Raw genomic sequence first — 14,590 nt, 5'->3', positions numbered from 1 at the left:
GACGCCCGTCAGGTCCGCTTCGCGCGGGCTACCGCCTTCTCCAAGGTCGCATTTATGCGAGTCTGCCAGCCCGGCCCTTTCGAGCGGAAGTGGGCCAATACATCCTGCGACAGACGAAGGCTCACCGCTTCCTTCGGGTGTTCAGACTTCGGCCGGCCGCGGCGCACGAGTTTATCGCCTTCATACACATCGGCCTTGCGGAAATGCTCCTCGGTAAGCGGCGGCGCATCATCCGGATCAACCCAGCTCCGCGCGCCAGAGCGCTTCCTCTTCAGCATGACAGTGCCTCATCGAAATGATGTGCCGCGCAGCAGCGCTCGGCGTCCAAACCACGACCACCATCCGGCCGTTCAAAAACCGGCCGAGATATTGCGCACCTCGCCATGGTCCTTCCGGTCATCGACGGCGACCGTATGGCGGCCAGCGAGGACTTCCGCGACATCGGCGAAATCAATACCGCGCTCGCGCAGCGTCCTATCGCGCCTGGCCGGATCGAAGTAATCTTCACGACCTTTTATGTATATACAATTATTCTTTTCACGTCAAGATTTATCGTAGTGCGCCCGCGCCGGGCTACAGGCCGAGTTCCTCCTCGCCGCGGTCGAGGATCAGCGGGATGACCAGATCTTCCTCGTCGTCGAGGTGGCGGGCGAGCAGGTTCATCAGCCAGTCGCCAGTCGCCGCGTACGCGTCGGCGCCGCGGCGCATGGCATCCTTGTCTCCCGCCTCGATCTGCATGAAGGCGTTGGCGGCGTCGGCCATGCGGTCCATGGCGGCGTGGATCACGCCGTGGTCCTTCTCCAGCGTGTCGAAGCCGGCCATCAGCCGCGGCTCGGCGGCGTTGAAGATCGGGAACATCTGGTAGTCCTCGATCTGGTGGTGGCCGGTGAGATGATTGAGGAAGGTTTCCAGGCGCGGCGCGTACCGCGAGCGAAACTTGTCCGGCGTCACCAGCCCCTCGCGGAAATCGTCGGTCGAACCGCGGAGCGCAGCGCCGGCGCGGCGGAAGCTGGCGTGGATGTCGAGCCAGAAGCGCGCCATGCCCTGGATGTTGATGTGATCGGGCCAGGTCTCGCGCGGATAGCGTTCAAGTATGAACCGCAGTTCCTGCGGCCAGCCGGTGCGGGTGGTGAGGGCAAGCGGATTTTCGTCGGCCATCGTGGGCTTTCATCTAGGGCGGCAGCGGCATGTGGGCTAGTTTGGCGCCCGCCTGCAACAAGAGGACAACACGCCCCATGAAGGGACTTGCCGGGATCGGCCACGTCGCGCTCTCCGTTAAGGAAATCGACCGTTCGCTCGCCTTCTACGTCGGCAAGCTCGGCTTCGAGGAGATGTTCCGACTGTATCATCCCGACGACGCCAGGCGCCTGTGGATCGTGTACCTGCGGATCACCGATACGCAGTTCGTCGAGCTCTTCCCGGGCGCTGCCGGCGACGGCGTGCCGGAGCGCTGGACCGTCGGCTACGATCACCTGTGCCTGGAATGCAGCGACATCGACGCGGCGATCGCGGACCTTGCCGCCCACGGCGTGCCGCTGACGCAGGCGCGCAAGGTCGGCGCGGACGACAATGTGCAAGCGTGGATCGCGGATCCCGACGGGCACCGGATCGAGCTGATGCAGCTTGGGCCGAACTCGATGCAGGTGGCGGCGATCAAGCGGCTGGCGGCGGCGCGGCGGTAGGCGGCGGCTGCCCCCTCACCTTCTTTCTCCAGGCTCGCTCCGCTCGCCAAGACAAAGGGCCCTCTCCCCTTGGAGAGAGGGGACGCCCGCAGCAAGCCATGTCCCCTCTCCCCAAGGGGGAGAGGGCTTCGCCTCTTGAGAGCGAAGCGAGCTAGAGGCGAAGGGTGAGGGTATTCATGCGACCGGCGTCAGCGTGCGGCGGACGGCATCGTGCCAGCCGGCGAGGCGCCGCCCCCGTTCCGCTGGTTTCATGCGCGGCAGGAAGCGGCGCTCGCGTTTCCATTTCTTCATCATCGCGGCCGGCGGCGGGCAGAGGCCGATGCTGAGGCCGGCCAGATACGCCGCCCCCAGCGCCGTCGTCTCCAGCACGGCCGGGCGGTCAACCGGCGCGTCGAGGATGTCGGCGAGAAACTGCATCGTCCAGTCGGAGGCGACCATGCCGCCGTCGACGCGGATGACCGGCTCGGCGGCCTCGCCGCTCCAGTCGCCGTGCATGGCGTCGAGCATGTCGCGCGTCTGGTAGCAGACGGCTTCCAGCGCGGCGCGGGCGATCTCGGCTGCGGTGGTGGCGCGGGTGATGCCGTAGAGCGCGCCGCGGGCGTCGGCGTCCCAGTGCGGCGCGCCGAGGCCGACGAAGGCGGGAACGAGATAGACCGACTGGGTCGGGTCGGCGGCCTTGGCCAGCGCCGCGGTGTCGGAGGCGCGGCGGATGATCTTGATGCCGTCGCGCAGCCACTGCACCGCGGCGCCGGCGATGAAGATGGAGCCCTCCAGTGCGTAGGTCCGCTTGCCGTCCAATTGATACGCGATCGTGGTCAGCAGCCGGTTGGTCGAGGGCACCGCCCGCGCGCCGGTGTTGAGCAGCGCGAAGCAGCCGGTGCCGTAGGTCGATTTCAGCATGCCGGGCGCGAAGCACCCCTGCCCCACCGTCGCCGCCTGCTGGTCGCCGGCGACGCCGGCGATGGGGATAGCCGCACCGAGGATCGCCTTGTCGGTGACGCCGTAGTCGGCGGCGCAATCCTTGACCTCGGGCAGCAGCGCGCGTGGCACGTTGAACAGCGCGAGCAGGCGATCGTCCCACGTGGCGTCGTGGATATTGAACAGCGCGGTGCGCGAGGCATTCGTCGCGTCGGTGGCGTGGACCTTGCCGCCGGTCAGCCGCCAGATCAGAAACGTGTCGATGGTGCCGAAGGCGAGCTCGCCGCGCTCGGCGCGCTTGCGGGCACCCTTCACGTGGCTGAGCAGCCAGTTGACCTTGGTCGCCGAGAAATACGGGTCGAGCAGCAGGCCGGTTAGCGCCGTCACCCCGGCCTCGTGGCCGGCGTCGCGGAGCGCGGCGCATTGCGGCGCGGTGCGGCGGTCCTGCCAGACGATCGCGCGATGGATCGGCTTGCCGGTCTTGCGATCCCAGATCACCACCGTCTCGCGCTGGTTGGTGATGCCGATGGCGGCGATGGCGGCGGGCTTGACGCCGGCCTTGCGGATCGCGACGCGGCAGGTCGCGACGACCGAGCGCCAGATCTCCTCCGGGTCGTGCTCGACCCAACCGGCCTGCGGAAAGTGCTGCGCGAATTCCTTCTGCGCGACGCCTTTGACGCTCAGCGCCTTGTCGAAGACGATGGCGCGCGACGACGTAGTGCCCTGGTCGATGGCGAGAATGTGCGGCGTCATGCGGCGCGCGGTTTCTCGACGTGGGCGGCGAGCGTCGCCGCCTGGTCGGGGCTGAGGCGGAGGCCGAGCTTGGTCCGCCGCCAGAGGATGTCGTCGGCGGTGGTCGCCCATTCGTTGGCGATGAGGTAGGCAACCTCGCGCTCCGTAAGCCCTGCGCCAAAATCGCGGCCGAGGTCGGCGGTGCTTTTGACGCCGTCGAGCAGCGCGTCGATGCGCGTGCCGTAGGCGCGGCAGAGGCGCGACACGAGTTGCGGATCGAGTATGTCGTAGCGCCTGGCCATGTCGGCGGACCACGCGTCGAAGGCGCCGGCGATCTCGCCGCCCGGTAGCGGCTTCGACGCCGTCCAGTCGCCGCGCATGTCGGGGAAGAAGCGCGCGAACTTGCCCATCGCCTGCTCGGAGAGGCGGCGGTACGTCGTGAGCTTGCCGCCGAAGACGTTGAGCAGCGGCGCGCCGGCGGTGTCGAGCTCCAGCGTGTAGTCGCGCGACGCCTTCTGCGCGGCGCCATTGCCATGATCGTCGAGCGGGCGAACGCCGGCGTAGGTCCAGCGGATCGTCGCCGGATCGATCGGCGTCTGCAGGTATTCGCCGACGGCGGCGAGCAGGTAGTCGCGCTCGGCGTCGCTGATCGACGCCGACGCCGGATCGCCGGTGTAGTCCTCGTCGGTGGTGCCGATCAGCGTGTAGTCCTGCTGGTAGGGAATGGCGAAGCAGACGCGGCCGTCGGCGTTCTGGAACAGATAGGCGCGGTCGTGGTCGAAGATGCGGTCGACCACGATGTGGCTGCCTTTGACCAGGCGGATCCTGGTCGGCGACTGCGTATGCGTGACGCCGTCGATGACGTCCGACACCCACGGGCCGCCGGCGTTGACGAGGGCACGCGCGGTCACCGTTTCGTAGTGGGCGGGATCGCGAGCGTCGTGCAGCGTCAGCCGCCAGAGGTCGCCGTCGCGCTTCGCCGTCAGGCAGCGGGTGCGGGTGCGGATTTCGGCGCCGCGGTCGGCGGCGTCGCGGGCGTTGAGCACGACGAGGCGGGCGTCATCGACGGCGCAGTCGGAGTACTCGAAGGCGCGGCGGTACGTCGGCTTCAGATTTTTTCCCGCCACGTCGGTGCGCAGGTCGATGGTGCGCGTGGCGGGCAGCGTGCGGCCGGGGGCGAGGTTGTCGTAGAGCAGCAGCCCGAGGCGGATGATCGGCCAGGGACGCAGGCCGCCGTGATGCGGCAGGACGAACCGCATCGGGCGGATGAGGTGCGGCGCGATTTTCAGCAGCCGCTCGCGCTCCACGAGCGATTCGTGCACCAGCCGGAAATCGTAGAACTCGAGGTAGCGCAGGCCGCCGTGAATCAGCTTGGTTGAGGCCGACGACGTCCCCGACGCCAGGTCGCGCTCCTCGCACAGGAACACCGACAGGCCGCGGCCGGCCGCATCGCGGGCGATGCCGCAGCCATTGACGCCACCGCCGATGATGGCGAGATCGAAAATCTGGCCCGGCATGCCCTTCCCCGTTCAGGCACCAGCGATAGCCCAATCGGGCGCGCGGCGGAAGATTGGCCGCCCGGCCCCCGCGCTGGCAATATGCCACGGCGATTGGTAGCGATTCTGGGGGAGACGTTACGCATGGCCATCGACACCAACCCGTTCGTCGTCCTGTCCTACGTCAGCGGGCCGGCGCTGCTGACCAACGCCACCTCGCTGCTCCTGCTTTCCACGACCAACCGGTTCGCGCGCGCCATCGACCGGTCGCGCCACCTGACCGACCTCATCGCCAAGCCGCCGCCCGGCCGCGACCTCAGCGTCGAACAGTACGAGGTGCCGATCGTCGGGCGGCGGATCAAGCTGATCGCCCAGTCGATCGCGGCCTTCTACCTCGCCGCGGCGATGTTCGCGCTGGCCACTGTCATGTCGATCCTCGGCGCCGTGCTCGCCGAATATCTCGGCGGGGCGACGCTGGAGGTGATCGTCGGGTTCGCGGTGTTCCTCGGCGGCATCGGCTTCGCCGCCTTCGTCATCGGCGCGTTCGCGCTGGTGATCGAGACACGGCTGGTGATGGGGGCGCTGGCGTTCGAATCGGAGGCGGCGCTCGCGGCGCTGAAAAGGAACAGGCAGGGATAGGGCAATGGTGCCCGGGGCCGGAATCGAACCAGCGACACGCGGATTTTCAATCCGCTGCTCTACCAACTGAGCTACCCGGGCCCGCCGGCCGATCCGGCCGGAAAACGTCGCGGGGTTATATTGAATGGGCTCCGGGGTGTCTAGCCGATCAGGCCGTCCATCCAGGCGACCAGGGTATCGGCCAGTTCGGCCATGACTTCGGGCTCCTTGCGGCCCGTCTTGGCCGGCACGCGGAACGAGTGGTTGCCGGCCTCGATCAGGTGGAGCGTGGCGGTCTTGCCGAGCTTCTTCACCACCGGCTTCAGCAGGTCGAGTTGGGCGAATTCGTCGTTCGTCCCCTGCAGGAACAGCATCGGCACGGTGACGTCGGCGAGGTGATCGGCACGGGTCGTCGCCGGTGCGCCGGGCGGGTGGAGCGGGAAGCCGAGGAAGGCGAGACCGAGGACGCCCATGGCGCTGTGGCCCTCCGCACCGGAGGTCATGCGGCCGCCGAAGGACTTGCCGCCGGCGAAGACCGGCAGCTTCCGCTTCCTTGCCTCCGCGACGGCCGCGCGGACCGTCGCCTCGGCGACCCTGGGAGAATCGGGGCGGCGGCTGCCCACCTCCATGTACGGAAACTGGTAGCGCAACGTGGCGATGCCGCGGTCGGCAAGCAGCGCCGCAAATTTGGCGAGGAACGGATGCGTCATGCCCGCGCCGGCGCCATGGGCAAGGACGTATATGGCGCGGGCGGCTTTGGGCGCGATCAGCAGGCCGGAGACCTTGGGCTCGTCGTCGATTTCGATGGTGACCGGCGTGGCGTCAGGTTTCGCCATCGTCGTTCTCGCTATCGGTTTCGGGCACCGGGTCGGCGGAGGGGATGGCGTAGCTGCCGGTCAGCCATTTGCTGAGGTCGAGGTCGGCGCAGCGCTTGGAGTCGAAAGGATGGAAGGCGCGCACGCTGGGCTTGCCGCAGATCGGGCATTTGCGCGGGCGATAGAGCGGGATGACCTTCGCCCCCGATTTATCCTTGGCGCGCGGCACGGGCCTAACCCGGACTCAGCCAGTTGAAGTGGACCGGGTAGCCGTCGCCGGTGAGCAGCGCCATCGTCTCGTAGAGCGGCAGGCCAACGATGTTGGAGTACGAGCCGCTGAGTTTCACCACGAAGCCGCCGGCGTAGCCCTGGATGGCGTAGCCGCCGGCCTTGCCGCGCCATTCGCCCGAGGCGAGGTACGATTCGATGTCCTCACGCGACAGGCGCTTGAAGCGGACGCGCGTCTCGACGAGACGGCGGCGGATGTGGCCCTTGGCGTTGGCGAAGGCGAGGCCGGTGTAGACGCGGTGCGAGCGGCCGGAGAGCTGGCGCAGGCACGCGGCGGCCTCCTCGATCAGCTCGGCCTTGGGCATGATGCGGCGGCCGACGGCGACCACCGTGTCGGCGGCGAGGAACAATGCATTGGCGAGGTCGGGATCGTCCTTCGCCAGATCCATCGCGGCGGCGAGCTTCTCCTGCGCCAGGCGGCGGGCAAGATTGCGCGGCACCTCGTTGCGGTTGGGCGTCTCGTCGATGGCGGCCGGCATGATGCGGTCGGGCTCGACGCCAAGCTGGTTAAGCAGCGCGAGGCGGCGCGGCGAGCCCGAAGCGAGTACGAACTTGAGGCGTCCGGCCATCTTTGAGTTTCTTCGCTACCTCAGGCCGGCGAGAACCGGCGGCCTCGCTACTTGAAGCGGTAGGTGACGCGACCCTTGGTCAGGTCGTAAGGCGTCATCTCGACCAGCACCTTGTCGCCGGCGAGCACCCGGATACGGTTCTTGCGCATGCGGCCGGCGGTGTGGGCGATGATCTCGTGGCCGTTTTCCAGCTTTACCCGGAAGGTCGCGTTGGGGAGAAGTTCGGATACGACTCCCGGCAGTTCAATGATTTCTTCCTTAGCCATTCTGGTCCTTGATTGGATCGCAGGGCGCCCCCGGCGAAAACGCGCGGGAACCTAGCGGATTATGCCCGGAAAGGGAACCGCGCCTCAGGAGCGGTTGAGGCGAATGGAAACCGAGCGGGCGTGAGCGTCCAGCCCCTCGGCCTCGGCCAGCGTTATTGCCGCCGGGGCGAGCGCGCGAAGCTGGTCGGGGCCGAGCTTCAGCAGCGTCGTCCGCTTGAGGAAATCGAGCACGCCGAGGCCCGACGAGAATCGCGCCGAACGGGCGGTCGGCAGGACGTGGTTGGGGCCGCCGACGTAGTCGCCGATGACCTCCGGGGTGTACTTGCCGAGGAAGACAGCACCGGCGTTGCGGACGCGGGGCAGCAGCATCTCGGGGTCGGCGACGGCGAGTTCCAGATGCTCGGGCGCGATGCGGTTTGCCAGTTCCATGGCGCCGCTCAGCGACTTCACCACGATGATGGCGCCGACATCGCGCCAGCTCAGGCTGGCGGTTTCGCCGCGCGGCAGCGTCTTCAACTGATGCTCGACGGCAGCGGCAACGCCATCGGCGAGTGCCGCCGAATCGGTGACGAGGATCGCCTGGCAGGCGGCGTCGTGCTCGGCCTGCGCCAGCAGGTCGGACGCGATCCAGTCCGGGTCGTTGTCGGCATCGGCGACGACACAGACTTCGGACGGGCCAGCGATAAGGTCGATGCCGACCGTGCCGAACACCTGGCGCTTGGCGGCGGCGACGTAGGCGTTGCCCGGGCCCATGATCTTGGCGACCGGCGCGATGCTCGCCGTGCCGTAAGCGAGCGCGGCGATCGCCTGGGCGCCGCCGACGCGGTAGATCTCGTCGACGCCGGCGAGCGAGGCGGCGTACAGCACCAGCGGATTGATCTTGCCGCCGGGCGTCGGCGTAACCATGACGATGCGCTCGACACCGGCAACGCGCGCCGGCACCGCATTCATCAGCACCGAACTCGGGTACGCCGCCGTGCCGCCGGGGACGTAGAGGCCGACGGCCTCGATCGCGGTCCAGCGCGTGCCGAGCTCGACGCCGATCGCGTCGGTGTAGCGGTCGTCGGCCGGCATCTGGCGCTGGTGGAACGAGGTGATGCGGTCGTGCGCCAGCTTCAGCGCATCGCGCTGCGCCGGCGTGACGCTTGCCGCGGCGGACTGGATATCGACGTCGCTGACGCGGATCTGGTCGGGCTCCAGCGCGAGGCGGTCGAATTTTTCCGTATGCTCGATCAGCGCGTCGTCGCCGCGCGTGCGCACGTCGGCGACGATCGTGCGCACGGTCTGGGCGACGTCTTCCGCAACCTCGCGCTTCATCGCCAGCAGCGCGGCGAAGCGCGTCTCGAAATCGGGATCGGACTGGTTGAGGCGGATAGCCAAGCGTGGTCCCCGGGTTGCCGGGCCCCCTATACCTCAGAAGCCGGCGTTCGTCTCGTGGTTCGGCTTGGCATGCGTCGCCCAAGCGGCGCCGAGATCGGCAAGGCGTGCCTCGATGACCTCGACGGACAGGCGGACAGCCCCGCCGCCGGCGAATATCAGCTCCACGATGCCGGCGGGATTGTCCGTGAAGGCGAAGCTGACGGCGAGCAGTTCCAGTACGGCGTCCGGCCGGTCGCGGTCGATGCCGGCGGTCTGCACCTTCAGCACGCGGTCGAAGGTCAGCGCGGCGCGGCGCCGCTCGTAGTCCGGCCGCTTGCCGTCGATGGCCTTCTCCCAGATGAAGCGATTCATCGCGACGGCGAAGCGGTGCTCGGCCGGCAGGTAGACCATGTCGCCGACCTTCAGTACCGAATCCTGCACATAGGCGGACATGACGGCGAGGTCTTCCTCGTCGATTGCCGCGACACGCAACTGGTCGGGATCGGCCATGGCTGTTTCGCTCCGGTTGTTGCCGCCAGAGGTAGTGTGGGCGGCGAGCGGGCGCAACCCTCTAGCGGGCGGCCATCAGGTCGACGCCGGCCTCCGCCAGGCGGACGCCGCGGGCGACGGCCTCCTCGCTCTCGCCGTCCTCGATCTGCCAGCAAATGGACAGTACCGTCTGGCCGACGAACCAGCCCAGCACGCGCTCGCGCTCGACGGCGAGCCGCTCGGCGAAGATCGCGACGCGGCGCGCCATGAAAACCGAGTCGAGCTGGAAGGGATAGAACTCGGCCGGATTGCGGATCGACGCCGCGGTCTCGTGGGCGCTCTCGCCGACCACGCCTTTCGGATCGACGACCAGCCAGCCCTCTGCGTTGTCGGCGAGGATATTGCCGTGGTGGAGGTCGCCATGGAGCAGAAACTGCTTCCCCTGCGAGCCGGCCAACTCGCGGAAGATGGCCTCGCCGCGCTCGAGCAGCCGCCGCGGCAAGCGACGATGGAGCGGCCGCGCGCGCTGGCGGGCAAAACCGTCCGCCCAGTCGAGCAGGGTCGGCCAGCCGGCCGGCGGCTTGCGGCCGTGGTGCAGCTTGAGCATCGTGTCGGCGAGGATGTGCGTCGCCTGTTCGTCGCGGCCGTCGGCGACCAGCTCGCTGAGCGGCGTGCCCGGCGTGGCGCGCCGGAGCAGGACCGCGCCGCGATCTTCGCGGATGACGCGGGCGGCGCCGCGGCCGGCGAAGTGGCGCAGCCAGCGGGGCGCGGTCGCCTCGTCGCTGGCGTCGGTGAGGATTTTCAGGACGGCGGGCTCGCGGCCGTGGCGCACGTAGTAGATGTGCGAAGTGCGCGAGGCGATCTCGTCGGCGCCCTCGCGCGTCAGTTGCCAGCGCTCGAGGTAGCCGGCGAGCGCGTCCACCTAGGCGGAGAGTCTTTCGATGGCGGCACCGCAGGCGCCGAGCTTCTCCTCGATGCGCTCGAAGCCGCGGTCGAGGTGATAGACGCGGTTGACGATGGTCTCCCCTTCCGCGGCGAGACCGGCGATGACCAGCGACACCGAGGCGCGGAGGTCGGTCGCCATCACCGGCGCGCCGGTCAGCTTGCCGACGCCGTGGACCGTGGCGACCTGGCCGTCGAGATGGATGTCGGCGCCGAGGCGGGCGAGTTCCTGCACGTGCATGAAGCGATTCTCGAAGATGGTCTCGCGGATGTGCGAGGTGCCCTCAGCGCGCGACACCAACGCCATCAGTTGCGCCTGCAGATCGGTGGCGAAGCCGGGGAACGGCTCGGTGGTCACGTCAACCGGGGCGAGGCCATGGCCGTTGCGGCTGATGCGCAGGCCATGGTTGGTGGCGGTGATCTCGGCGCCGACCTGGCGCAGGATCTCGATCGGCGTCTCCAGCGTGGCGGTGGTGGCGCCCTCGAGGAAGACATCGCCGCCGGTCGCGGCGACCGCCATGGCGTAGGTGCCGGCCTCGATGCGATCGGGCATCACGGCGTGGCGCGCGGCCGACAGCGCGGGCACGCCCTCGATGTGGATGGTCGCCGTGCCGGCGCCGGAAATTTTCGCGCCCATCTTGGTCAGGCAGGCGGCGAGATCGACGATCTCGGGCTCGCGCGCAGCGTTCTCGATGACGCTTTCGCCCTTGGCGAGCGAGGCGGCCATCATGGCGACGTGGGTGGCGCCAACGGTGACCTTGGGGAACACGACGCGGGCACCGCGGAGGCCGTTCTTCGCCTTGGCGTAGACGTAGCCGGCTTCGATCTCGATCTCGGCGCCGAGCGTGCGCATCGCGTCGATGAAGAAGTCCACGGGCCGCGTGCCGATGGCGCAGCCGCCGGGCAGCGACACCTTGGCCTCGCCCATGCGGGCGACGAGCGGACCGATGACCCAGAACGAGGCGCGCATGCGCGAGACGAGATCGTAGGGCGCGGTCGTGTCGACGATGTCGCCGGCGCGCAGCTCGATCGATTCGCCGGCCAGCCCGTTCTGGCCGCGCTGCTTGCCGAGCACCATGCAATCGACGCCGTGGTTGCCGAGAATGCGCTTCAGCAGCGCGACGTCGGCGAGGCGCGGAACGTTGTCGAGGGTGAGCGTATCGCGCGTCAGCAGCGATGCGATCATCAGCGGCAGGGCGGCGTTCTTGGCGCCGGAAATCGGGATCGTGCCGTTCAGACGATTGCCGCCGACGATGCGGATACGATCCATGATTGTCGCCCCTGCCCTCAAGGCCGGCCGCCGGGACGGCGGTCACCCACTGACGGGCGGTCTAACGCAGGATTGGGGCAACCTCAAGGATCGGGCGTGGCGGGATCATGGGCTGCCGGGTTTCGGCCTGGGCGCAGGCTGGGCGGCGGCCTTGCGCTTGCGCAGGTTCACCCGCAGCGCCGCGGCAAGGCGGGCCTCGCGGGCGGCCTTTGCCGCGGCTTTAGGGTCGGGGGTCTTCGGCACGCTCGGCTCGTCCTATCGCTGCGCCGCCAGCCGAACGTCATCGCCGGTCAATGGCGGAGGACTTTCCCGCCGCATAAGCGCCGCGGTGTATTCTGCGATGGGATAGGCCCGTGCCAGTCGCCGGAGAGCCTCCGCGGCCGCCGCGCCCTCCTTCTTGGCAGCGGCGAAGTGCCATAGTCTATCGGTATGCTGGTTGTCCCACGTGTTCCGCCCGTGCCGGACGTATAGGTAGAGATCCGGCAGGTCGAGGAGGACCACCTTCTGCCGGCCGAGCAACTGCTGCACCGCAATCTTGTCCTCGCCCCGCGGCAACGCCGGATAGCGAAATGCGGGGTCTCGCGCCATGATCAGGGTGTTCTCGTTCGCGCGCTGCAGTATGGCGACCCGGCTGGGTTCGACCGTCCACATGGTCTCGCTTATCAGCATGCAGGCGGCCGCCTTCGTCGCTGCAATCGCCGCCACGGAAATTTCGATGCGCGCGGGGTGGTGCAGGTCGTCGTCGTCCCACACGCAGACGAGGTCGCCGCGCGCCAGATCGATGGAGCGATTGCGGACGGCGCCCAAGGGCTCGGCGAGGCCGGGCATTGCCAAAACCCGGATCGTCGGATCATTCAACGTCGCCACCCAGGACGCGAGGCGATCGTCGGTGTTCTGGTCGAGGACCACTAGTTCGCGGTTCGGCCAGGTCTGGCGGCGGTAACATTCGACCGCAAGACGCGCCTGGTCGAACCGGTTCTTGGTCGGCATCAGACACGAGACCAGCGGAAGCGTGGTGCTGTGCTGCGACCGGCCGATCGCCAGGTTCACCGTCACCGGAGTCGTCGCGAGCGCGCCGTCCGGGTTTCGTCCGTGGCTGACCAGCGCGCGCGCGGAAACTACGACGTCGCCGCCGTCATAGGCGAGAAGAGAGTGAGCGGGCGCAGCGGTGGGGGCCGGAGCGCGCGCATTCAGTGCGGCGATATATTCGGAGAGGGGATAAGCGCGCGCCAATTGCGCCAATGTCGATTGTGTGGCCTCGCCCTCGCTCCGGTCCGTCGCGTTTTGCCATCGCCCGTCGAAATACCGTTCGCTGCACGTATTCTTGCCGTGCACGACGTAGAGGTAGAGTTCCGGCAGATCGAGCAGCACGGTCCGGTGCCGGGCCATCACCCTTTCGACGGCGGGGCGGTCCTCACCCACCGAAAGCGACGGATAGTTCAGCCCGGTCTCGCGCTTGGCGAGGAAGGTGTTGGCACAATAGCGCGGCTCGAGCAGCCCGATGCGTCGTGCTTCCGGCATCCAGATGGTCTCGCGGACGAGCACGCAGGCGTCGGCGCCGGCAGCGATCATCGCTAGGATCGCGATCTCGAGGCGCGCCGGATGCTGCAGATCATCGTCGTCCCAGACGCAGATGAGCTCGCCCGAGGAAAGCGCGATCGACCGGTTGCGGATGGTACCCAGCGGCTCTTGCAGCCCGGGCATGGAATGGACGTGGATCGTCGGGTCGTTCAGGCCCGCCACCCAGGAGGCGAGATTGCCGTCGAGGTTCTGGTCGATGACGATCAGTTCCCTATTCGGCCATGTCTGACGGCGGTAGGCCCCGATCGCGAGCTTGGCCTGCTCCAGCCGCCCCTTGGTCGGCATCAAGCACGAGACCTTGGGTATGCGAGCGGGGCGCTTGCCCGCCCCAATCGCCAGCCGCAGCTTGGCCCGCTGCAAATTGAGCGTGCCGGCGGCGTTGACCTCCCGCGGTGATGTAACCGGACCCGGCGATCTCCGTGTCGCCATCGCCGGCATAGTCCAGAAGGGCTTGGTTGAATGCCGGGATCATCGGTCTTTTCCGCGGAGTGGGCCCGATTCTATACGACGGGGCGCGGTCGCGAAACCGGGCGGCAGCGTCCGTGCACCGTGATCGGCGGAGGGTGACGCGCCTGAGCCGGAGCCCCGCGGCCGCGCGCCAGCCTGCGGCGAGGCCATCAGCGGCGGCTCCCAAGGGAGGCAGGCTTGTCGGCCACGCCACCACGGCGCCCCGCACGTGAGAGGTGCGCCGCCTCGAGCGCCGCAATGGTCGCGTGCGCGATTTCCGCGCTGCGCCAGCGCGCCATTTGCGTAGCTAGCCACTCGGGCTCGTGGTCGCCGCGGACCGCCGTGTAGAGGCTGTTCGCCAATTCGGTGCGTCCGTTCCGAACGCTGCTTACAAGAAGGCTGAAGAACGCCCGCGCAACGCGCGATGCTCCCGGAAGGGCGGTGATCATCGCGGCGATTGTGTCGTCGTCTTCGTAGCGAAGCAGGTTGTACATACCATGGAACCCGAATGTCGAACGGGCCGGCCCCTCGCTTTCGTGGGAAAAACGCTGGGCAAGCGCCGGCGGCGCGAACCGGACGTCGAAGTCCGTTTCGAGAGCGGGGCGCAGCAAGCCTGAGATGACCACGTCCTCGTTCTGATCGGGAACCAGCGGCAGCTCAAGAAGCGCCTGCAAAAGCCTTCGGCTTCGCCATGAAAACCCGCCGTTGCCTACGATGGGCGAGCCGGGCGGCCGGGGTAGCAGAGCGCCAATATAATCGTATCTGCGGAAGCGGTTGGTCCAAGCGGATCGATCGACGATGTAGCCATCCCACTGAACGACGAGGGCAAAGTCGGTGGCGATGTGGCCTGACATGCCGCGCAGGCAAAAGAGCGAGTAGTCGTGGATCGACGTAAAGTCCGGTATCGCGATATTGCGGAAGCGACCTTCAACGGGCGTATTCGAGAAGAGGATCGCGTCGCCGAAGTTGCATTGATCCATACATATCTCAAGGGCGCGCGCGGCCAATCCGGGCGTCCGCGTGTCCGCTGCACAGACGGTGACATCGAGCAAATCGAGGCGAGCCCCGCTATGCCAGCTTCGCGCCCGTCGTGGGCCAGTCAGCAGCTGGATCGGCAT

The 14,590-nt window shown here is 68.0% G+C and carries 16 protein-coding genes and 1 tRNA gene; 2 read left to right on the top strand and 15 right to left on the bottom strand.

Features of this window, described 5'->3' with window-relative positions; genetic code table 11:
* Positions 1-8: 8 nt before the first annotated feature.
* Positions 9-278 carry a BrnA antitoxin family protein gene (locus tag WDM94_05265; protein ID MEJ0012036.1) on the bottom strand — a complete coding sequence of 90 codons (270 nt, stop codon included), beginning with the start codon at positions 276-278 and terminating at the stop codon, positions 9-11.
* A gap of 295 nt (positions 279-573) precedes the next feature.
* Entirely contained in the window at positions 574-1,158 is a 585-nt protein-coding gene (locus tag WDM94_05260; protein MEJ0012035.1) for a hemerythrin domain-containing protein, read from the bottom strand.
* A gap of 77 nt (positions 1,159-1,235) precedes the next feature.
* Between WDM94_05260 and WDM94_05255 the strand changes: the two genes are divergently transcribed.
* On the top strand, positions 1,236-1,682 hold the full coding sequence (locus WDM94_05255) for a VOC family protein (GenBank protein MEJ0012034.1): 447 nt from the start codon (positions 1,236-1,238) through the stop codon (positions 1,680-1,682).
* Positions 1,683-1,856: 174 nt separating this feature from the next.
* Here WDM94_05255 and glpK read toward each other — a convergent pair whose 3' ends face one another.
* A complete protein-coding gene (gene glpK, locus WDM94_05250) occupies positions 1,857-3,353 on the bottom strand; it encodes a glycerol kinase GlpK (GenBank protein MEJ0012033.1) in 1,497 nt (498 codons plus the stop codon).
* A complete protein-coding gene (gene glpD / locus WDM94_05245) occupies positions 3,350-4,849 on the bottom strand; it encodes a glycerol-3-phosphate dehydrogenase (GenBank protein MEJ0012032.1) in 1,500 nt (499 codons plus the stop codon). Before glpD ends, glpK begins: the two co-directional genes overlap by 4 nt.
* A 123-nt stretch (positions 4,850-4,972) precedes the next feature.
* Between glpD and WDM94_05240 the strand changes: the two genes are divergently transcribed.
* Positions 4,973-5,467, top strand: a complete 495-nt coding sequence (locus WDM94_05240; GenBank protein ID MEJ0012031.1) for a DUF2721 domain-containing protein — start codon at positions 4,973-4,975, stop codon at positions 5,465-5,467.
* 5 nt (positions 5,468-5,472) lie between these two features.
* Here the strand turns inward: WDM94_05240 and WDM94_05235 are convergent.
* The 11 genes from WDM94_05235 to WDM94_05185 all read right to left on the bottom strand — a co-directional run bounded on the left by WDM94_05235 (position 5,473) and on the right by WDM94_05185 (position 14,590).
* Positions 5,473-5,548: transfer RNA gene (locus WDM94_05235), tRNA-Phe, on the bottom strand.
* Between the two features lie 59 nt (positions 5,549-5,607).
* Positions 5,608-6,282: an alpha/beta family hydrolase gene (locus tag WDM94_05230; protein ID MEJ0012030.1), complete on the bottom strand. Its 675-nt coding sequence runs from the start codon at positions 6,280-6,282 to the stop codon at positions 5,608-5,610.
* A complete protein-coding gene (gene yacG / locus WDM94_05225) occupies positions 6,269-6,490 on the bottom strand; it encodes a DNA gyrase inhibitor YacG (protein MEJ0012029.1) in 222 nt (73 codons plus the stop codon). Before yacG ends, WDM94_05230 begins: the two co-directional genes overlap by 14 nt.
* A gap of 4 nt (positions 6,491-6,494) precedes the next feature.
* On the bottom strand, positions 6,495-7,118 hold the full coding sequence (locus WDM94_05220; GenBank protein ID MEJ0012028.1) for a Maf-like protein: 624 nt from the start codon (positions 7,116-7,118) through the stop codon (positions 6,495-6,497).
* A 47-nt stretch (positions 7,119-7,165) separates the two neighbouring features.
* Positions 7,166-7,384 carry a translation initiation factor IF-1 gene (infA, locus tag WDM94_05215; GenBank protein MEJ0012027.1) on the bottom strand — a complete coding sequence of 73 codons (219 nt, stop codon included), beginning with the start codon at positions 7,382-7,384 and terminating at the stop codon, positions 7,166-7,168.
* 84 nt (positions 7,385-7,468) lie between these two features.
* Positions 7,469-8,764, bottom strand: coding sequence for a histidinol dehydrogenase (gene hisD / locus WDM94_05210; GenBank protein MEJ0012026.1), 1,296 nt, complete (start codon positions 8,762-8,764; stop codon positions 7,469-7,471).
* 33 nt (positions 8,765-8,797) lie between these two features.
* Positions 8,798-9,253 carry a DUF2948 family protein gene (locus WDM94_05205; GenBank protein ID MEJ0012025.1) on the bottom strand — a complete coding sequence of 152 codons (456 nt, stop codon included), beginning with the start codon at positions 9,251-9,253 and terminating at the stop codon, positions 8,798-8,800.
* A 61-nt stretch (positions 9,254-9,314) separates the two neighbouring features.
* Entirely contained in the window at positions 9,315-10,154 is an 840-nt protein-coding gene (locus tag WDM94_05200) for an aminoglycoside phosphotransferase family protein (protein ID MEJ0012024.1), read from the bottom strand.
* Positions 10,155-11,444: a UDP-N-acetylglucosamine 1-carboxyvinyltransferase gene (gene murA, locus WDM94_05195; GenBank protein MEJ0012023.1), complete on the bottom strand. Its 1,290-nt coding sequence runs from the start codon at positions 11,442-11,444 to the stop codon at positions 10,155-10,157.
* A gap of 255 nt (positions 11,445-11,699) precedes the next feature.
* Positions 11,700-13,310, bottom strand: coding sequence for a glycosyltransferase family 2 protein (locus tag WDM94_05190; protein ID MEJ0012022.1), 1,611 nt, complete (start codon positions 13,308-13,310; stop codon positions 11,700-11,702).
* Between the two features lie 332 nt (positions 13,311-13,642).
* Complete coding sequence (locus tag WDM94_05185) at positions 13,643-14,590, bottom strand: DUF5672 family protein (protein ID MEJ0012021.1); 948 nt, start codon at positions 14,588-14,590, stop codon at positions 13,643-13,645.

Origin of the sequence: Bauldia sp., assembly GCA_037200845.1 — a bacterium.
Taxonomy (GTDB): Bacteria; Pseudomonadota; Alphaproteobacteria; order Rhizobiales; family Kaistiaceae; genus DASZQY01.
The sequence above is the reverse complement of the archived record's forward strand: the minus strand, read 5'-3'. Positions and strand labels throughout refer to the sequence as shown.